Origin of the sequence: Leptospira broomii serovar Hurstbridge str. 5399 (assembly GCF_000243715.2) — a bacterium.
Classification (GTDB): domain Bacteria; phylum Spirochaetota; class Leptospiria; order Leptospirales; family Leptospiraceae; genus Leptospira_B; species Leptospira_B broomii.
In genome coordinates, this window is sequence record NZ_AHMO02000011.1 from 557,329 (window position 1) to 578,333 (window position 21,005).

Sequence of the window (21,005 nt, forward strand, 5' to 3'; positions counted from 1 at the left end):
GACGAATGTTCCAACAAATTCTTACCCGACTACTAAACCTATCAGAATGTATTCGGATCTACAGATTTAAAAATATTATTTATAAATTTAGAATACACTTTAGAATTTAATTACGCGATCATTTTTAAAAATTGAGTCTTCAAAACTCGGTAAATTTCTCATTGTCTCGCTAACCAATCCAGAAGTTTCCGGATACTGCCGGTCGCGAGGGCGATACTCTTATCCGCAGCTCCGTAATAAAGATGAAGCGTATCTCCGTCCGAACCGATCGTAGTTCCGCAAGGAAAAACGACATTGTCGACATCGCCTCTTTGCTCATAGATTTCTTCAGCACCGAAGATCCAATCTCCGCCGCGCTTCAAACAATGTTCCGGCTTTTGCAAATCGAATAAGGCAAGTCCAAGACGGTAAAGAGCGCCTGACGCATTGTGTCGAACTCCATGGTAAATGATCAGCCATCCTTCCGACGTTTCGATTGGCGGTGGGGAAAGTCCGATTTTATTCGCGTCCCACCAACCTCCCTGCCTAGCTTCCAACATCAATTCGTGACTTCCCCAATTCCGAAGATCGGTGGAATAAGATATCCACATGTGGGCGCCATGCCATCCGATAGGCCGATGGATCAAAGCCCATTTACCTTTGATTCTATAAGGAAATAAGGCCGCGTCTTTGTCTTCAGGTCGCATAATCATTCCGTAACGCTCAAAGTCATGGAAGTCTGTAGTAAATGCCAACGCAACACCCGGACCTTCCCGACTATAAGCGGTATACGCGATCGCATATTTCTGCAATTCCGGAATGAATGTGATACGCGGGTCCTCGACTCCCCAAAGTTCTTCGGGGAAATGTTTCGGGTCCGCTAAGAGTGTCGGCTTAGGATCAATGGTCCAGCCGTCGATGCCGTTTGAAGATCTAGCAGCGCAGAGATGAGACGTCCCAGTCCGATCCTCGACTCTGCACAATAGAAGGGTTTTCCCATCCGGTAAAACGGTCGCTCCTGGATTGAAGACGCTGTGAATCGGATAAGTCCAATTCGCAGCCGTTAGAATCGGATTTTGTTCATATCGGTGAAAAAGCTCGGTATACTGTTGACTCATAAAGATTAAATTTCCTCTATGTCTAGCGGATTCTCCGCTAATCGAAGTTCCAATAAGCTTTGTAGAAATGCGAGTGTGGACTCGGCGCCTTGATTTTCATTTACTCTATCCGGATGCAGACCGTCCCTACAGCCTCCGGTGGTAGGATCGTAGACGGGAGAGCTTAAATCGTTTCGACCTAAAAACCATTCGAAAGCTCGCCTAGCTTCCTTGCGCCAACGAGGGTCTCGGCTACTGCGATAGGCTTCGAGGCAAGCGGAAACCATCGCCTGCGCTTCTACCGGTTGTTGGTCAAATCTTGCATGCTCTCCGCCTCGCGGATAAAAGCCGTTGGATCCGATCGGAACGAAATGCCCGCCCTCCGCGTCGGCACGCTGCAAGTCCGCCAGCCAAGATAGCGATTCGAGTCCGATTTGAGTCATCGAGTCGTTCGGAATCGATCTCCCCGATAATAACATCGAGTGTGGTAAAACCGCATTGCAATAACTGAGTCCCGATTCGAACCAATGCCAGTCTTTGGCATTATTATTTTGATATAAGGTGTGCAGCCTTCCCGCTAATTCTTCCTTGACTTGGCTTGCCATTCGATCCCCTGCAAACCGTTGAAGATATTCGTGAATGCCGATAAGAGCGAATGCCCAGGCTCGAGGACTGGAGGTTTGCAAAATAGCAGGAAGAGCTTGTTCGAATAATCGTCCGGCGATACTCGGAAGAGTCGGGATACTAGCGCGGCCGAGAACGGTTCCCAATGCCCATAAAGACCGGCCATGACTATCATCCGATCCGTTAGCTTCCAACCAGTTTCGTTGATAATCCATAAAGTTACGAAAACGTCCCGTCTCAGGATTGTATGCGTACCATACAAATGCCAAATAACGAAAGGCAGGACCGAAGACCTTGCCGCTTCCAAGTTCCTGCATAAGCGTGCTTACCATCAAAGCTCTCGCATTATCGTCCGTTGTATAACCTTCCTCATAGTTAGGAATTGTAAAGAACGCGTGCTGCAATATGCCCGTATCGTCCGTCATGTGGCGCAAGTGATCCAACTTGAGAGGAGGTAACTCGCCTCGTCTTTTATCCAAAGGCTTGATCGAAAAACCGTGCGAAGAAAAATGTCGACGCTCGACGCGGGCTCTCTCAAAACTTTGCATATAACGTTTTGCGACTTGAGGCCAAATCATCTCACGTCCATACAGGTAGGCTCGCTTTCTCATAGAATGACGCTTGGCTTCGTTATCCAATAGATCGATCACTTGATCGGCCAATGCAACGGAATCCCTAAAGGGAACCAATGCTCCTCTGCCCTCGGAGAGCATCTCTTGGGCATACCAGTAAGGAGTCGAGATAACAGCCTTGCCGGCTCCGAGAGTATATGCAAGAGTACCCGAAACTATTTGTGCGGGATCGAGGTAAGGAGTAATGTAGATGTCCGTTGCGCCGATGAATTCGATCAGTTCTTCCAGAGCCACAAACCTATTATAGAAAATAACGTTACCTTCCACTCGTTTCTCGTGCGCTAACCATTCCAGAGAAAGCCGGTATGTCTCTCCCTCGTTTCGAACGATATGCGGATGAGTTGCACCTAAAATAATATATACCACATTAGGATGTTTACTCAAAATCGCTGGTAAAGCTGCGATGACCGTTTCGAGTCCCTTGTTAGGCGAGAGTAAACCGAAGCTTAGAAGAACCACTTTGCCTTCCACGCCAAACAGATCTTTATGAAAACTCGGATCGACAAAAGGCATATCCGGAATCCCGTGCGGAATGAGATCGATTTTGTCGGGTTGAATACCGTATATCGTCTGTAGAAATTCAACGGCTCTCTCGCTCATTACGACTATTCGATCCGATAGAGAAGCGACCTGTTTCAGAACCTGACGCTGATCGGGATCCGGATCTTCCAAAATTGTATGTAAAGTCGTCACGATTGGCATACGCAAATTCCGTAAGAGCGCGAGGATATGACTACCGGCTCGTCCGCCGAAAATTCCATATTCGAATTGTAAGCAAACAAGATCTACATTATTGACGTTCAAAAAATCGGCGGCACGGTGATAAGATTCGATATCTTTTTCGGTCAGCTCAAATCGAACACGACTCGGGTACGCATACCCCGATTCTATATCGTTAACAGGTAAAGCGATGCAAGTCGTCTCTTGGTAGGCTGACGCAATTGCCTCGCAAAGATCGGTTGTGAACGTGGCGATTCCACATTGACGAGGAAGGTAATTTCCGATAAAAGCAATGCGACTAACGGTGGATAATTTCAAGCTGTGTTCCATGGCAACGTCTCCTTTTGACGATAGATTGACCGAAATGATAGCGGGCCAGCGAGCCTGGAATAGAAAGATAGCCTGAAAGATTTATTCCAAATATTAACTATTTTATATATTCTAATTTACTAGATTTTCTACGATTTGTAAGATAAAGACCTGTCATCACTTTATCGAAAAGATCGGCAGACACCAGAGCAAGCCCCTTGCTATCAGGTCAGAAATCGATCGAACTTATCGATAGAAAGAGCCCGGTTTTCGAATCGTTAATTCATATCAATAGATAGCAAGACGATAAGAATCGAAAAATCTTAAAATTTCAAAGGAATCACATTTATCATCTTCGCTTAAATTAGATCTGTCGACAACAAAACCGATAAAACCGTCAATATCAGGAAAATATAAAAAAACATCTTTAGCGGATACGCCGGAGCTCTCCGGCAAGCAAGCTATTAATACGGAAATAAAAGCTCTGTTTAAATCATTTAGTATTATTCAAATTTCATTTTATAAATAAAGATGCAAACATTCCGAAAAAGAATGCAAAATATCAAACTTCATTCCATAAAATGGATTCGAACAAAATCCTAATTTTACTTTTCCATAATGGAACGGTCTAAACCGATTCCCGACAAATTCGTCGTTAGAGAAGAACAAATAAAATTTTCCAATTCAATCTCAAGCAGAATCTATAGAATACATAATCGATTACGACGAATCTTTAAATAAATAAAAACCGCAGCGGCTATTCAAAAAGGATTTATAATTCGAAAGGACAAGCGTCCGACCGAGAAGGTTTCCCTTGTAGATTAGGAAAAATTGAATGATATGGTATCTATATTTTAGACAAAATATCCAGAGGAAGTGTGATTATAATTTTCGTTCCATTTTCATTGATTAATTTAATTCCGCCATTCAGCTGATTCACCATTAATCTTACCAAATGAAGACCGAGCGTTTTGGCTTGAAGTATATCGACGTTCTTTCCGACACCTACCCCGTTGTCCCCGACCGATATGAGCACTTTATCCTCCACCTTTCGAATTTCAATATTAATGGTGCCATTCCTCTTTTCAGGAAATGCATATTTAATGACATTAGATAGTAGTTCGACAAGGATCATGCCGATTGTGGCAGCATCCTTGGCAGGGACAGTTATTCCTTCGATCATTTTATTTACCGTAACGTTTTCGGAAAATTGCACCATTGAATCGATGACTTTGTTAGCGTATATCTGCAGTTGCACCTCTCTGAACGAATCAGTTTCGTACAACAGGGAATATAAATCCGAAATTGAGCTCACTCTCAAATTTAACTCGTCAAGCACCCGTTTCGTATCCACGGAATCCGAGGCAATGGATCTGAGGTTAATCAGACTTGTTATCATGGTAAAACTATTTTTTGTTCTATGCTGTAGTTCTCGTAACATAGAAACTTTTTCGTCAATATCCGCAGCGAGAGAATTTTCATGTCGATTCCTGTCTTCAACATCGCGAATATTGCATTGAATCACGCGTTCTCCCGCGACCAAATACACGTTACTTACGAACTCCACATGAACTTTCCTTCCATCAGACGTTTCTAAGGGCAAATTCGCATACCGAGCATAACCGGTTTCCTGTAATTCTTTAAATAATTTTTTCGAATAATCCGCGTTTCGAAAAGCGTTAATTTCCCAAATACTTTTTTCCAATAGCTGATCCTTCGAATATCCGAGCAACTGGATCAGAAATGGATTAACGTCAACGATCTTTCCGTTTACTGCATCAAGTATTAATATTCCGTCCTTCGCAGCTTCGAATAATCTTCGATATCGCATCTCGAGAAATTTTAGTTCATTACTCTTGGACTCGATTTCGAACTTCTGCTTTTGCATATTTACGTAAGCATCATGTAACCGGAAGGCCATTTTAATCGAGGCATCTAATACGATGATGCCCGAATTTTTAACGACGTAACCGTAGGAAGTTATACCCTCTGTTTTTTTTACAATTTCTCGATCAGCTCTACTTGACAGGAATAAAATAGGTATATCGTGATCTTTGAGTATAATCTTAGCAATTTCTGTTCCGTCCAATTCTTTTCCGAGGTCAATATCCATAAGAATTAGATCTATATCCGAATTCACACTGTCGATAGCAAGTATCGCTTCTTGACCTTTCAGTACGTGACGGACACGATATCCATAATCCGTTAATTGCCTGGACTCGTTCATGCCGATAATGGCGTCGTCCTCAACTAGGAGAATATTTCTTTGCCTTTGCTCGTCCACGATTAAATCTCCTTCATTCAAGACTTATCGATTCGATACGAAAGTTGAGTGCCTTGGGAGCAAGTCGCGCAAAGATGCATCTAACCGATTACAAATAATATCAGAACTTCTATCGAAATGGAAAAAGACTCTCTACCCTACAAATAGAACAAATTCATGCGTATCAAAGCAATTCTTATTTATTCTTATATTATTTTAAAAATACATTTGAGATAAATAAATTTTATTATAATATTCAATAGCCTTAAATTCAAACTAATACGAACATATAAAAATATCCGTTCCGAGTTATGCGAAATAGAATAAAAGGACTCTTCGATTGCGGAATCGATTTATTCCTTCTCCGCAGAATAGCCAGTCGATCCAATTAGAACGATTAGAAGATTTATAATTTTTACAAACATACTTACAGAGTTTTTCTAAATAAAATTCTACATTTACTTTTACGAATAGTAAGAATCCTCAGGGAAGTCCGAGAAAATTAGCCGAGATTCGATAAACCGAATCTTAACAAATCAAGAATCGCTAGACAGGAATGATATAACTTTGGCGTAAAGGTTATCTTTCCCGCACGGAGTCGAAACGTAATGATGCCTCGAAGATCGGGTTAATCGATGAAAAATGGGATTTAAATTTATAGAACCGAGAACCGTCCGTATTTAAGAAAAATTTAAATCTCGCATTCGTTTCGGGAAAGATCCTTTTTACCGCGTAACGCTGATCGGAATAAATCGCGCGAGGATTTCTCTGGCTGTTCGATTTAACCTCGGCTTCCCGGAACCTTCAAATAAAATCCAGTAAGCATAATCAATACTAAACATATCCTTTATATTATGCCTTACTTTTATCCACTGTTGATCGACTCGTTTTTTCGCCTCAACTGTCAGATTCTGGTTTTTTTGAAAATTCTCCAGATAATTATAATATTCGGATATTAGCGTTGGCGGCATTGGGTCTTTCCACCTTCTACCGCGAAACGACCTTTCCGTCTCCCAACGAAATTCACCCATCGTCTTCGTAACCGCCAAAGTAACGTTTTCATTTAAGATCGTAGGAAAAAAAAGTCTGCTATTCGTTAAATTTCCGTTCGAACCAGCCTGCCAAAAGACACCTCTATTGCCCGAGAACGGCAAAAGAATACAGTCGGCGAAAAATTCCTTACGAATCAAATCCTGTTGATTCGAACTCCCGACGTAACCGGATCTGGCTTCTCTGTAAAATAAACCCGGATCGACCTTTAAAACCAAATCCGCATTGAATAAAAGTTTCTTCGGAAGAAGAAGGTTAGAATTTGTATCCCCATAAAACTGATCTTCCGATAAAATCGGATATGCTTGGCTCGGGTTCAGGGATATTCCAAGCAAACCCATATGTAAAGTGTTCTCCAATTCCCAATCGAGAAGATGTAATAGGTATTCCTTATCGTGTAAATTCTTAACTTCCGGTTCCCTATTCCAAAGCAGGCTCGATTTTTGAACCTGTTCGTAGGATTGACCCATTTGATTTCTAGATGGATTCTTCTTTCCTGCAAGAACCAAATTTAACCAATCAGGAAGCAAATGGAGTGAAAGCTTAATTTCCGAGCCTGCAGGGTCTTTGACGGAGGAATTAAATTCACGAATTGACGCCTCTAAGTCTTGAATTCTTTTACCGGACAGAATCGTTTCTTCCAAGAAAAAGAAATGAATAAAAAGCAATACCGGCTTAGGTATGTCCGAGCTATCCGAGCGGAATTTCAAGAAGCAAGTCTTATATAAACGAATTAGTACTTTGTAATCTTCCGGATTATGCTGCCTTCGAACATAACCGGGATGATCTTTATAGCCTTTTACTAAATTCTTAATTTGTTCGCAAACATTCGATGGCAGCCCCGAATACGATAATATTTGTGAAAGGCTATCTCTATACTCTTCCGAAAAGCCATCCGGACTTCTCGGATTGAGGGAATCCCCTCTAGGCGCCTCTACCCATTCTTTCGTTTTTTTCTCATCCAATTCGGGCAAACTTTTGATTTGAAGAACTAGATTCGAATCCTGCTGAGAAATCAATACTGCATTCAATTTAAACCATTTTTTATCCGTATTCCGAAAATATATCTGAACCTTCTCGTACCTTGTTAGAGCGAACGGATGAGTTCCTCGCTTCGTGTAAACTTTCGCCTTAATCTGTTTACCGATTAAATTTTCATCGATCTCATGAACTTCAAGTATGGTAGGAAAACTTTCTTCCGAATCGGACGCCAAAAGGGCTTGAAGATTATTTTTCGGTAAAGGATTCGAAGTTTGAATCAGATGATCCAAGGATTGCACAAGTAAAACGTCCTTCCAAGCAGGAAGGTTACTATGATTCGCCAAGAAGGGCAGAAATTCAGGAAGAAAATATTTCTGGTACCAAGCCGGATCTACGGTGAGTCTTTTCAATTCGGCATATGGAATTCGATCTAAAAATTCGTGAAAAAGATTCACTTCCTTATTATTGAATTCATGCAGATGCAACTTAGCTAAAATTCTCTGCTGAAAAGATTTTTCCTGTTGGTTCCTGCGATTAATCGACTTTTGGACAAAGTAGATCGTAGTAACTAGGAGAGCCAAAAAAATGAGTCCATTGACAACCGGAGTCCACGAAAATTCCGGCCATATTAGAATAGGAGAACCGGATTCCTGACTTAGAAGAAACATGTAAGAACGATCGATGATCATTCGGAATTCGTCAAGTAGGAATACCCATAAGATTCGAAATCGACAATTTACGGCACAAATAATCTGAATTCCTTCGACAGATAAGCAAGAAGACATTAATTAAGCTTGAGATTTGCTATCGATCGTATCTAGATGATTTCGGAAATACTTTTGTTTTGACTCTGCCGCGATAAGATCGGCAGGCATCGATTGATATGCTAGAAAAGATTAAATCCGATTTTCCCTTCTTCGCAAAATATTGGGACGAGTATGAACATATGTTCAAAGAGGAAATCATTCCCGCAAAAAAATTACTCCTGCGCCAAGGGGAGATAGCAAAATACGTATACTTCCTGGATCAAGGTTGCCTCCGCTTGGGATTTAACGACAACGATAGGGAAATTACGTTTCAATTTTTCTTCGAATGCCAAGCTATTACCTCGATGGAAAGCTTCAAATCCTATTCCCCGAGTCCCTTTTTTCTCGAAAGCATAGAACCTTCCCGACTATTCGCATTGGGTCGAGACGATGCGTTGATGCTATATAATAAGCACGAGGAATTTAAAGATTATTTGATCGAATTCCTTTTTTCAAGAGTCACCAATTACATCCGATTATTTCTCTCCAGAATTAAAGATACGCCGGAAGAAAGATATTTGGATCTAATAAGAAACCATCCTGAAATTGTTAATCGAATACCGCAGCATTATATAGCTTCTTATCTAGGAATTACGCCTGTCTCACTAAGCAGAATACGTAATCGAGTCTGGTCCGAGCGTCGTTAAGCGAAAAAAATCCTCGATTTTTTGTTTTCTTTGGAATTGATTGTTGCGGTTACTTGCCGATGTCCGATTGATAAAAGTCGGATCAATTCTTAATTTCAATTTTTAAGCATCAATAGAATTTCGCTTATTATTTACTTGCCTCAGCTATGGAAGACGCAATTTACTTCCGGTAGGGAGAAGTATTCTTGAAATCGAAAATACCGCCTGCTAAAACCTATCTTTACGGTATTGACGGTGTAATTCGCAAGAGTCCAAAAATTCTTCATCCATTCGAATTCGTCCTACTCCTCTTATTACTTAATAATTGTTCGACATTCTTTATCGGGGAAATACCGAAATCACATCGCGAATTCACCAAGGGAAAAGCGAATATATCATACGAATTCATCGGATGGGAAAATAAGGACCGAAGCGAGCTAGCATCGGTGATTTTACAGACGTTTCACGAGAGCGGTATTTTCGGAAATATTTCCTCTTACGTAAATTCCAGGAGCGAAGTCAAAATTCAGATTATTTCCGCCGAATCCCCGAGGTTTTCCATTTTGTTAGGTGAACAAAAACAACCTGTATCATGGGCGGTAGAAAAGAAGCCCGGTCGATTTTTGTTATTTTTGCTAAATCGAGTATTAGCATATCGAACCTACTTAATTTTTCCCATTTTTTATGAGAATCAAGATTACATAATATATAAAATATGGAAGAATAACACTAAAATCGCCGAATTTTCTTACTCCTTTCAAACGCTCGGAATTCTGGGATGGCTATCTTTGGGTTTGGCTTGGATGGATGACGAAGAGAGAATGGGTAATATAATCGAAAGTATAACTGCAAAATTCCTTAAGGACTCGGAGGGTCTCTATTAACGTGAAATTTATTCTTTGCGCAGCCCTACTCGCTTCCTACTCTTGCATCGGCTTTCAATCCGATCCGACGGTGGCAAAGAGTCCAGCCGCAGGAAATATGATCCGAAATGCCAGGCTGGAGTTTACCGGATTTACACATTACGATTCCGAAAAAGAACTTCTGTTAAACGAAATCGTTCTTTCCGGAATTCGATCGGACGACTTATCCAAGAATACCATAGAAATTATACTAGAAGAAAAGCCCCCCATCTATAAATCCCCGGGGCTCCATTTTAATAATTTAATATTTAGCGTTCTCTCATTAAGTTTAATTCCGTATCATACGAACACTCACCATCGAATCTCTTATAGAATCTACTCGGAGCATTCTCTAATTTCAGAATCGGAGTACCGGCTCGAACTCAGCCAGTTTCGAGGTTTATTGGTGATATTCCTAAGTCCTTTCTTTTGGCCTTCGACCGCGTTCGATAAGAGCATTAAAGAATCCTGGAGGATGGAGAAATTTCAAAATGATTTACGTCCGAAGAAGAATTAGTAAGCCAGAATGCGGAGTGCTTTCCGTCAAAGGCGCCAATATCACCTTTGCACTTACCGCTATTCTACTCGTCCTTTTGATTTCGAATTGCGTTCGAAGACAGGAAGAAACCCATTTGAAGGGAACTATTACTTCCCGTTCCGTACGCATTCAAGAAAAGGAAAGATCGTTTCACATTTTCATCCCGTTCGCCGTGGAGGACCAAACTCTTAAAAGGCCTTTAGTCATCGCATTGCATGGAAGGCTTGGGTCGGGAACGCAGATTATGTCCGAATCTCGACTAAACTCTATCGCCGCAAGAGAGGCGTTTGTTGCCGTTTATCCCGACGGTTACAAAAGATCCTGGGCTGACGGCAGAGGAAGAACTCCAGCGGATAAGGAGCAAATAGACGATGTTTCGTTTATCGAATCCGTATCGAACTATCTGATTCAAAACTATAATATAGATCCGACGAAAATATTTATCTTCGGTCATTCCAACGGCGGATTCATGACGCAAAGATTATTATCCGAAAAAGGTTCCCTCTTTAAGGCGGGAGTAAGCGTTTCTTCTCAATTATCGTTTTTTGTTTTAAAAAAGCATCATCCATCTTCGCCTATATCAGTGGCAATAATGACAGGCACAAACGACCCGATCGTCCCTTACTTTGGAGGTTTCGTTTTAGACGGTGGAGAAATCATCGGGGCCGAAGAATCCATAACTCGCTGGGCCGACTGGAACCGATGCTCTGCCGTTCCGTTAATATCGAATGTTGATACGAAAGACGACCAAACTTCGTTAGAAATTCGCTCGTATGAAAACTGCGCCGGGAAAACTAAAACTCGCCTTTATAAAATAATCGGCGCCGGTCATCAGTGGCCCGGAAACGAAAGACGTAGTTTGTTCGGAATTAACCTCGGAAAACCGACACAAGAAGTAAATGCGTCGGAGGAAATCTGGAAATTTTTCCGAGAAACATTTCAATAGATCATAAACGATTTATATATTTATGAATTATCATTCATTTTTTCCAGATAAGTTTCAAATCGAAAGGTTTCTACGGAACTATGTGTAAGCCGGAATCATATTTTTTGACTGCGACTACTTATCCGATTATTTCTTAAATGTATTGAGCTTTACTAGTTTCATCTGCTCGGCAAAATCGACAATAGCCTCGAAATGAGGTGCATGAGCACAACATTCAAACGAGTAGAAAGTTTTCTTAGGCGCCTCCAGACCGTCTACATATTTCACAAGAATCTCTTCCGGATTATAATAATCGTATTTTCCTGTAAAAAAATAAACGGGTACTTGAATCGAAGGAGCTTGCTTAAACAGGTTCATTTGAAAAAAATAGGGGCGAATTCTCGAAGAAGATCTCCATATTCCCGGCAGGTATGTGATCATATCAAAAATCGAATATTCCGGAGAATTCTCCATTAGGCCGCGCAGAAATTTATCCTCATCATAGCGTTGGATATCGTGAAACAATCCCGCTCCAAACCGGTTCAGCCAAAATCTTCGGTTTTTTAAATATTCCTCTTCCGTTAAATCTTTTACCCTATCCGATATTTCAGGATTTTTTCTTCCATTCTCAAGAACGAACTTATAGGAAACCGCAACACTTTGCTCTCCATCCACAACCGGTCCGATTCCTATATATGCGAATAAATCCTTTGGGTGACGGTTAGCGACTATTGCACCAAGATAACCGCCCCACGAATGTCCCATCAGATAAATTTTAGGAACATTAAATTTTCGTTTCAGAAATAAGATTACTTCCCTCGTATCAGAGAGATACGTTTCCGGTGTAACATCGGACATGAACAATGAATATGATTTTCCGGCTCCTCGCTGATCCCAATTTACGACGATAAATTGCTTTTCCAATTCAGTATAAAAATAACGGGCGAATCCGATCGAACCTGCGCCAGGACCTCCGTGGAGAATCAAAAGTACAGGATTATTTCGATTTTTACCCTGAGAAAACAACCATTGATCTACGCCGCCGATTTGAACTTTCTCTAATTCCGAAATTTCGGAACCACCCGGCTGAGGATCGACCGCAGCTTGACGAGCGCCCGGTAAGCAACCCAATAATACCATAGCTAAAACACCCGCAATGCAAAACGTACGAAGAATCGTTCCGCGATAAAGAAGCATTCTTGAATCTTTCATTCTAGATTCGGGTGAAGGATTAAATCCGATAGATGATGTAAGCAAAGCAATTGGACCGGATTTAATTTTCTCTTTTGCGGTATATTTATAAAAAAAATTTAGGATCAAGGCTATTCGCATAACGGTATCGTATCTCCGAACGGATTGAATCAATGGTTCGCTTCGGACCGAAACTTACTTATTTTGAAAGAATTCGTAATTCCATCCGGTAGAGGAAGCATTGTTTATCAGACAGGAAAAATAATAGGAAAGATCGTTTGTTAGCGATTAACCGTTAATTTATTTGGACTAAGTTTGTCCATCTCTCGAATAAATCGCAAAATCGCCGATATTTCAGTACCGATCCGAAAATTTTGAGTAGATAACTTCAATCTACCCGAATAATTTTTGTCTTATGAATTATTTTCGAGAAAAGATCGAACTTAAAAATGGTCGAGCCGAATTTATTAAAATCCAAACGAACGAGCAAAATTCTCTGACAAGAGAGAATTTAATCGAATTAGAAGAAATTCTCAAAGAGATCCAAGCCGATGACGGTATTCGAGCCGCAGTCTTGACTTCCGAAAACGAGAAATTTTTTTCCAACGGCGTCGACGCTGAAAATATCCTGAACACTTCCAGAGTAAAGCTAACGGAAGAAATGGGACAAATTGTCCTGACCTTCGGCCAGATGCTTAGATTCGACAAACCTCTCATTGCCGAAGTGACCGGCTATGCGATGGGGGGAGGAGCTGTCATGACTTTAGCCTGCGATTTTAGATATATGTTGGAAGGCAAAGGTCGAATCGCTTTTACGGAAATACTTGTCGGGTTGCCGTTGCCTTTAACTTTCATAGAGAGACTACGAGAAACGGTCGATCCTCGTTGTTTAAACGAAATGTGTCTTTTGGGAAAGCTATATAAAGCAACGGAAGCCAAAGAAACAAATCTAATCAACGAAGTTGCAAGTTCTCGTATCGATCTTAGAAAAATCGTTATAAAAAAATTGGAAGAAGTCATGGGAATTGCTCCGAGCGCCTACAGAAAAACTAAGCAGGCCATGAACAGAGCCGTTATAAGTCGCTCCGAGGAAAATCTAGCTTATACGAGAAAAAGCCTGGAAGATCCTATCGTTGTTTCCAATTTACTAGAAGCAATGACAGCCCTTAAAGAGAAGAGACGACCAAAACTAATGTAGCGGAGGGTTTTTGAAAATAGGATAACGCGACTCGTATTTACTGAAAGTAAGTGAAGTCGCGCGACAATATCGAAATTTGAAATCCGCCCGGTCTAAAAACCGATTGGAATCCATCTATAGCGGTAAAATTTTCGCTATTCCAGCGTCGACCCCGTCCTCTTAAAATTAATTCGACGCCAGCTTTTTCTTAACCAGCTCGATCACTTTTTTCACATCTTCCGGGCTCATCGTACTCTGATGGCCCATCGGTGAGTTTTCTAACTCGCTATGATCATGATCGTATGGTATATTTGATTTTTGTAAATCTTTCGGAGTTAAATAAATCGTCTTGTTACCTTTCGTCACCGATAAATAGTCGCCATCATTCACTTTCTTAGAGTGACTCTGCCTATTCTCCGACTCGATCTTCCCTTCACAATGGCAGATAAACGTCATATCATCGTGGATGCCTGTATAAAATTTAGTTCCTCTCACGCCCGCAGTTACGGTTGGCGTCTGCAAAGTCATTCCCTCTCCCTTTAAAAGTCTATTTGTCTTAATCCAGGAACTTCCCTTCTCCTGAAAGAAAACTTTCTCGCTATTTATATCATTAAAATTAAATCGAGAGTTCGACTGAATTTCGAGGACAGATGAATTTGCTCCGAAAACGATCATTGCAACCGATTTATCACCGGTAGCCAATATATCTCCTGCCTTGATTTCTTGAGAGATGACAGGTTTTATAGTCTGCCCCCCTCTCTCTATGGTCACGCTTCCGGAAAGAAAGTTAATCACGCCTTTTGAGCTCTCTATTTTGTTTTTTCCGCAACCGCCGGCAAAGACGGTAATACATAATAGAATTATAATAACTGATATTTTCTTCATACGACTCCGATCCGATAGGAATTTTTTTGTTAATCCCTTGGCATAAATTAATGTTAACTTATTAAAAAGCAAACTAATAATTTTGCTCTAAGAATAACCCCGATCCATCCACTTATACCCGAAATACGGAAAAGTTAAATATCAAAGAAATTAATTTCAATGGGATTAATTTGAAATTTAATAGCTTGATTTCGAAACTCTCCGCTTGATCAGGGAGGACGTAAGACCTTCAATCGATTTACTCGGTTAATGGAGCATATACTGCAAGCGGATAGAACTAAGTCGAAAAGCCGAACATGACTTTAAAAAATATGATTATTCGAAGGAGAAGCAGTAAGGATCTCGTAAAATTTAACGAGCGTAATATAATAGAAATTCCAGATAATCCCCAACTTCTCCGAAACTTTTAAACAGAAGTTAGCGAGCGATTCTTTTTGCATTTTCATCGTCTACAATCGCGCGATTTAAATCCGCCCGGAGGGAGTCAAAACGAGCATGCAATTCCGTTGCGTCTCCATAATCGATAAAGTACGGGTAACGTTTATGGACAGAAAGGACGTTACGGGCGTGTTTGATTGGACACCAATATTGCTCTGTGCGAGCTGCAATTTCGCCTACATAAGCGATGAGTCCATTTGCATATCCGCAATAATCGCAATTTATTTTTTCAAGAAGATTTAAATACCCTAGGCGGTGTCGATCCAACGTTATATAATTCGAACGATTTACCGCAGGAATTCCGTACAAACGAAAACAAACGGCTTGATAAACCGTCATAAAAATATCTAGAAAAACCAAAGGTAGAATGATCATATAAATAAATGGGGCTGATAAAATGTTCTGAGGTCTGCTAGAACGAAACCAAGCGATAAGCCCCATCTTCATACGTTTATGAGCCAATTTCACTTTTCGCTCAAACAATACCTTAGTACCTTTTAATTGAAATAGCGCTTGCATTTCCTGCTCATGCAATTCCTTTCTAAGGTCCTCTTCCAAAACGGAAATCTGATCCAATATCTTTCTAACTTTCTTATTCATACTTCTATACGAACTCAATTTTCAAGTTCGTCAAATCAATAAATGTAAATATTTTAATATTAAAATCAATCGACCCATGATCGATCTAAACTATATCGAACTCTATTATTAATGTATATTATATTATTACAATACATGAATAATAAAAAAGAATAAATTGCCTATAACCGATCGCATAGCCTATATTCCTGGAATGTCGCATAACGTAAAAAACGGTTCATCGATTTATAAAAAATTAAAACCCATTTTTTAGTTTATTGGCGCCTCTTATGAAGTTCCGCCTTCCTTGCCCGGTTCGCACCTGCCGGAATTCTCTTAGAGCAGAGAGCCTCCGCTTCTGCAAGAACCATAGACTCTCTTTGCTTTGAAACTCCGATTTGCTTTAAAACGCCAGGATTGGAGCATAAATCTTTACATAGGATTGTTTTAAGATTAAGCAAGGCGCTTTTCTCCCGTCGCGATAAGGTAGAGAGACAGGTAACCGGATATAGACCCATCGAATCGATCAAAACTTTTAGGCTTTCGTGCTCGGGAAAATCCCAACTTATCAAGTGCATACCTGAACAGAGTCCGAACTTTATCGCATCAGTCGTAAAGCGAGTATTTGTAACGATCCAACCTTGATGAAATTTTTCCCTTTGATCCGGTAGACTTTCCCACTCCTTTTCTAAATCGAGGAATCTCGCGTAGATATATAACGAAATCTTTACGTCGGAAACGATTCCTGGAAGATTATGATATTTGCATTCGATCATGAACTGCCGATTTTCTTTCTTGGCTATCACGTCTATCTCGTGATTTACGCAATAACCTTTTACCACTTGACCAACCGCAGTCGTATAACCTTGGTGAGTGAGAATTTCCGAAACAAATCCTTCAAACGGATATCCGGAAGGTCCTAACTCCATAATTCCGTTCTTTAAATGATATCTGGAGGCAAAAACGGGTGATTCCTCCTTCAGCTTTGCATAGGCCAACTTATATATGTCCCTAGTGGGCAATTCTCTGGGATTCATCCCTCTGACGTCTCGAACGATTCGCTCGATGACGCGATTCGGTGCCCCGATTTTATGCAGCGATGATCTTAGCTTTTCTTCGGAAAAATCCGAAATCTCTCCACTGGACTTAACTACGGAATATTTCCTACTTTGTTTTGACATAGTTTAATAAACGAAATTATCTTTCTCTTTATTTCTTAGCAAAATTCGACTCGTCGGTAACAATCGAAACCGCTACGATCCAATAGTTCAACTACACTCTATAAATTCCCCGCGATTTTTTTAAAATTAACGATCGGTTTTCGTAATAGACGACTCTACTCCTAAGAGCTTCAATAACGAATGGCTTAAAATCTCAACGCGAAAAGGCCGGAATCGTATCGTGTAGGAGGTTATTAAAAAAGGCCGAATCCTTTCGTCGCTAGCATGTAAAGGGACCATAGGAAGATTAATGTCATTAAAATTAATTCACGCCAAGCTTTACCAGGATTCGCCTGAATCGAATAAGACATCAATTTAAGAGCGGTAACAGGAGGTTTCGGCGACTTCTCCGGAGGAAGGGGTTCCGAGAATCGATGAAAAAAAACTTGGATGATGGTCATGCCGACTAAAAGCCCAGTGGTGAAACTTAAATATTCCACTCCCGAAAGTAACAGCAGAAGCATGAAAACGATCATCAGAATCAATATTACGGAATCGAAGATACGAATAATTCTTCCTCCTCCTTTTTCATATACGAGTTCCAGTCCTTTCATTTTTACTTCATCTTTCCGAAAGAAGAACTCGTAAAATTTGACCAACGAGTAGATTATATAAATCGTAAGCAAGATCTTCAGGGTTTTCTGTTCCATTTTTCCATTATACGGAATTATCCCTTTTTTTGTTGAGTATTTTGCTTATTTTTTCAAGAAATCTCGAATCTTGCGTATACTCTCGTCCGGCTTAAGCGTAATCATATTATGGCCTGTTCCTCGCATCAATAGATGAGTCGTTGAAGAAGGAAAGAGATGCTCATGATTCGCTCTTTGATAATCGAATCCGATAAAACTGCATTCGCTGCTAAGTAAAAGTATTTTGCCTTTGAATGATTTTATTCCGGCGGTAAGGTCATAATTAAACAGCTTTGGATCATCCATCAATGGAAGTATCATTTTACTGAAAACTAAATATCCCGCCCTCACGAACGAGCCGTCCGGAATCGATTCTCCTTCGCATTGATAAGGTTGTCCTTTTCCGATTCCCATCATTTTTGTTAGAATATAATCTTTCATTTCCTGGCCGTCTTTTGTCTTAACAAAAATAGATTTAGAAAATATTAATACAATTTGCATCATTTGAGAAAATCCGAGGTTATTTTGCGCCTGCTTAATTTTCTTCAAAAATTCGACAGCCGTTTTTTGATTCAGCATGCCGGGCTCCATTATTACTGCCGCATTGATTTCATTCGGAAACCTTGATATGTAGGCGGTCGAAAGCATTCCTCCCCATGAATGTCCGATTAGAATTACCTTTTTACCGTTAGAATGGACTCGAATCATGCTCCTCGCATCTTCTAAAAACGATTCGATCGTAAAAATCATATGATCGTTTCTATCCGATCTCCCGCTGCCTCTCTGGTCATAGAAGAGAATATGATATTCGTCGGACAATCTCCTTAATTCCTTCAGATACTGAAAATCACCTCCGGGACCTCCATGTAGGACAATGATCAAGGGATTCTTCGGGTCGCCGTAACTTTCCGTATAAAAGGGGTAACCGTTGATATTTGTCCGTGGCAAATTCAAATCCGTTCCAGTCGTCTCCGGGATACGAAACAAACCGATCGTAGACATGAATACAATAAGCAATACTAGGCATACTAGTGCAGCCGAAGATTTCTTTAGGAAGGACCATTCTTTCATAGATCACCTTTAATCGATTTATTTAAGTTTGATTCAGTTTTTCCATTTGATGTCAAACTGTACAATTGATCCTTAATTAAAACGAGCCTTCGCAGGATCTTTAACTTTTCCGAAAGCGTTTAGAGAGCCAGTACTATCGAATTTATCGATGGAAATCGTTTTCTATTTAGTCGCTGGATACTCCTTAATTAATCCAATATAAAATCGGAAAGATCGCTCTTAGGATTTATAAGAAAAGCGGAAACGAAAAATCGGCCCGTAAAGCCCCCGAACATAAAGCGAAAGTTGAAAATCTATAATTCGAAGTCGAGGCAGGTTCATTGCAACCGTTGCAGCTAGGAGCCCCGCAGGGATCATTTTGAATCAGGAGCCGGCAGATATTGATGGAAGATCTATCTAGATAGTCGTAATTAGCACATCCTGTTAAGGAATCAGCTTGCCTCTGTTGAGCCGATGTCGGCTTAGATGAACCCGATGATGAACTTGACGAGGAGCTTGGACCTCCGCAGGGAGTGCTTGCAAACATTAGCGAATAACTCGCTGTCCAGTTATATCCGGAGCTACCGAACTGAGGACATCTTTGCTGCAGTGCGGCAATATCGCCGGTCAAAAGTTGTTTTGCATCATCCCTTTTGATCTTATCTCCTCTAACCTTATAGAATTCTTCTTGTATATCTTGTCCTATGCAGGATGTGCAAAGCAAAACAATTACACAAAATATAAAATATAGAATTCGCGGACAATATTTAATCATAAAAATCATTTCCCTTACAGTTTCTCCCGTCACCATTGCTCGACAAAATGCTTACTTCCGTCCAAATCGTAAGAATGTTAATAGAATTCGGAGAACGACCGGCTTCCTCCGTAAATTGTCGTTGCAAAATTACATGGAAATATGTTCTACGATAAGCTCGAAATATACTGACCGATTTGTTTTACGATAGTGCACTGCGAACTCGAACTCAATTGCATAGAGTCTTTAGAGTATGAAGGATCGAATTCCGCAAATTCAAGAAATTTTCGAAAGGTATAAGAAATTTCCAAGAAAATGCGCCCTATGGGCCGCAACGCTCAATGCTAAACTTCTTGAAGCACAAATGTATAAATAAAAAAATGAATAATTTTATCATAGTTCTCATTTTGAATGAATTTCGTTTTAGAGGTGAAACTCTTAATGGAGGAACTCCGTATCGATAGTATTTAAAAAAGATCTAGTGTCAAAAATTCCGTTATTTGTGAGCACGACTGTGGCAATCCATAAATCAGGATATATGCGCATTTCGCTGTGAAAACCGGCGCCTCCACCCTCTTTATAAAAGAATCTCATTTGATCGAGCTTACCAATATGCCAACCGAGCGTCATTTCAATCGGCTCTCCTTTATTATTCAATTGTTGAGTAAAAAGTAAACGCTTCATTTCGGAGCCGATTAGCTTGGATTTATCTCTTAAAAGATCTTGTAAAATCGAGACAATCGCGTTACTAGTGCAAATTACGCCTCCAAATGCGGGGCCGTCGACATAATGATCCCGAATACGAAGCCAATTTTGTTCATACCCCCCTACGAACTTCTGGTCTATTAGAAATTTCTTAAATAAGTTTATAACGGACCACTTTCGTATATAACCTTTTGAATAAGTCGCTTGCTCGACAATCGCGAAATCGGCTTCATTCCTCGGGATATGTAAACGACCGAATATATTTTTACGGATATATTCCTTGAAATCGAGACCGGATGTCTTCTCTATAATCCGGCCCAATAGCCAATAAGAAATATTAGAATAACTGTATTTCTGTCCCGGAACGAAATTCAAGTCGGGATTTTTTTCTAATATACTTCGTAAACTTGAAATTTCATCAAAAGCGCCATCCTCCTCTTTGAGATGTACCCACCTCAATGGAAGCGGATTAGGAATCCCGGAAGTTTGAGAAAGTAAATGTCTAATCCGAAGTCGGTTCCCGTAAGGAATATCCGGCAAATATTTAATCACAGGATCATCAAGGGAGAGCTTACCAAGTTCCGCCAATTGAAGTATACCGATAGCAGTAATCGGTTTTGACATCGAGTATATCATCATAGTGGTTTTATCGTTTATGAGACGTCCAGAGGCGATATCGGCCAAGCCTCCGTTGAAACGAAAAATTTCCGAATCCGCCTTAACGACAACATACTGAATACCCGGGGTATTATTCTGTGAGATTTGTTCTTCTAAATAAAATCGTATTTTCGATTTTTGGCTTTCGTATCGATCTTCCATAAAACTACTACAGTCCAACATGGATAAAATAAAGACAGTAGTATACGATAATATAATTATATATCGATATCCTAATTTATTCACTTTCTTTTAACCCACCCTTAAA

The 21,005-nt window shown here is 40.4% G+C and carries 16 protein-coding genes; 5 read left to right on the top strand and 11 right to left on the bottom strand.

The window, feature by feature from the left end; genetic code table 11:
* Positions 1-158: 158 nt before the first annotated feature.
* The 4 genes from LEP1GSC050_RS19930 to LEP1GSC050_RS19945 form a co-directional block, all read right to left on the bottom strand.
* Positions 159-1,097, bottom strand: a complete 939-nt coding sequence (locus tag LEP1GSC050_RS19930; RefSeq protein WP_010570122.1) for a glycoside hydrolase family 130 protein — start codon at positions 1,095-1,097, stop codon at positions 159-161.
* 5 nt (positions 1,098-1,102) lie between these two features.
* On the bottom strand, positions 1,103-3,382 hold the full coding sequence (locus LEP1GSC050_RS19935; protein ID WP_010570123.1) for a glycosyltransferase family 4 protein: 2,280 nt from the start codon (positions 3,380-3,382) through the stop codon (positions 1,103-1,105).
* Positions 3,383-4,208: 826 nt separating this feature from the next.
* Complete coding sequence (locus tag LEP1GSC050_RS19940) at positions 4,209-5,645, bottom strand: sensor histidine kinase (protein ID WP_010570124.1); 1,437 nt, start codon at positions 5,643-5,645, stop codon at positions 4,209-4,211.
* 704 nt (positions 5,646-6,349) lie between these two features.
* On the bottom strand, positions 6,350-8,344 hold the full coding sequence (locus LEP1GSC050_RS19945; RefSeq protein ID WP_020987947.1) for a hypothetical protein: 1,995 nt from the start codon (positions 8,342-8,344) through the stop codon (positions 6,350-6,352).
* Between the two features lie 194 nt (positions 8,345-8,538).
* On the opposite strand from LEP1GSC050_RS19945, the gene LEP1GSC050_RS19950 reads away from it, so the two are divergent.
* From LEP1GSC050_RS19950 to LEP1GSC050_RS19965, 4 genes are all read left to right on the top strand, one after another.
* Entirely contained in the window at positions 8,539-9,108 is a 570-nt protein-coding gene (locus tag LEP1GSC050_RS19950; RefSeq protein ID WP_010570125.1) for a Crp/Fnr family transcriptional regulator, read from the top strand.
* Positions 9,109-9,293: 185 nt separating this feature from the next.
* A complete protein-coding gene (locus tag LEP1GSC050_RS19955; RefSeq protein WP_010570126.1) occupies positions 9,294-9,971 on the top strand; it encodes a hypothetical protein in 678 nt (225 codons plus the stop codon).
* Position 9,972: 1 nt separating this feature from the next.
* Positions 9,973-10,506, top strand: coding sequence for a hypothetical protein (locus tag LEP1GSC050_RS19960; RefSeq protein WP_020987912.1), 534 nt, complete (start codon positions 9,973-9,975; stop codon positions 10,504-10,506).
* Positions 10,481-11,473 (top strand): alpha/beta hydrolase family esterase, encoded by a 993-nt coding sequence (locus LEP1GSC050_RS19965; RefSeq protein ID WP_010570128.1) that lies wholly within the window; start codon positions 10,481-10,483, stop codon positions 11,471-11,473. Before LEP1GSC050_RS19960 ends, LEP1GSC050_RS19965 begins: the two co-directional genes overlap by 26 nt.
* 126 nt (positions 11,474-11,599) lie before the next feature.
* Here the strand turns inward: LEP1GSC050_RS19965 and LEP1GSC050_RS19970 are convergent, their stop codons facing one another.
* Complete coding sequence (locus LEP1GSC050_RS19970) at positions 11,600-12,664, bottom strand: alpha/beta fold hydrolase (RefSeq protein ID WP_232225846.1); 1,065 nt, start codon at positions 12,662-12,664, stop codon at positions 11,600-11,602.
* Positions 12,665-13,058: 394 nt separating this feature from the next.
* Between LEP1GSC050_RS19970 and LEP1GSC050_RS19975 the strand changes: the two genes are divergently transcribed.
* Positions 13,059-13,841, top strand: coding sequence for an enoyl-CoA hydratase/isomerase family protein (locus LEP1GSC050_RS19975; protein WP_020987876.1), 783 nt, complete (start codon positions 13,059-13,061; stop codon positions 13,839-13,841).
* A gap of 165 nt (positions 13,842-14,006) precedes the next feature.
* Here the strand turns inward: LEP1GSC050_RS19975 and LEP1GSC050_RS19980 are convergent, their stop codons facing one another.
* From LEP1GSC050_RS19980 to LEP1GSC050_RS20010, 6 genes are all read right to left on the bottom strand, one after another.
* Positions 14,007-14,705 carry a FecR family protein gene (locus LEP1GSC050_RS19980; RefSeq protein ID WP_010570131.1) on the bottom strand — a complete coding sequence of 233 codons (699 nt, stop codon included), beginning with the start codon at positions 14,703-14,705 and terminating at the stop codon, positions 14,007-14,009.
* A 417-nt stretch (positions 14,706-15,122) separates the two neighbouring features.
* Positions 15,123-15,743 (bottom strand): hypothetical protein, encoded by a 621-nt coding sequence (locus LEP1GSC050_RS19985; protein ID WP_010570132.1) that lies wholly within the window; start codon positions 15,741-15,743, stop codon positions 15,123-15,125.
* 254 nt (positions 15,744-15,997) lie between these two features.
* The gene (locus LEP1GSC050_RS19990) at positions 15,998-16,903 is read right to left on the bottom strand and encodes an ATP cone domain-containing protein (RefSeq protein WP_010570133.1); all 906 of its coding nucleotides are present in this window, start codon (positions 16,901-16,903) and stop codon (positions 15,998-16,000) included.
* Positions 16,904-17,136: 233 nt separating this feature from the next.
* Entirely contained in the window at positions 17,137-17,592 is a 456-nt protein-coding gene (locus LEP1GSC050_RS19995) for a hypothetical protein (RefSeq protein WP_010570134.1), read from the bottom strand.
* Positions 17,593-17,637: 45 nt separating this feature from the next.
* Positions 17,638-18,642, bottom strand: coding sequence for an alpha/beta fold hydrolase (locus LEP1GSC050_RS20000; protein ID WP_010570135.1), 1,005 nt, complete (start codon positions 18,640-18,642; stop codon positions 17,638-17,640).
* A 1,171-nt stretch (positions 18,643-19,813) separates the two neighbouring features.
* Positions 19,814-20,983, bottom strand: a complete 1,170-nt coding sequence (locus tag LEP1GSC050_RS20010) for a serine hydrolase domain-containing protein (protein WP_040911960.1) — start codon at positions 20,981-20,983, stop codon at positions 19,814-19,816.
* Between the last annotated feature and the right edge of the window lie 22 nt (positions 20,984-21,005).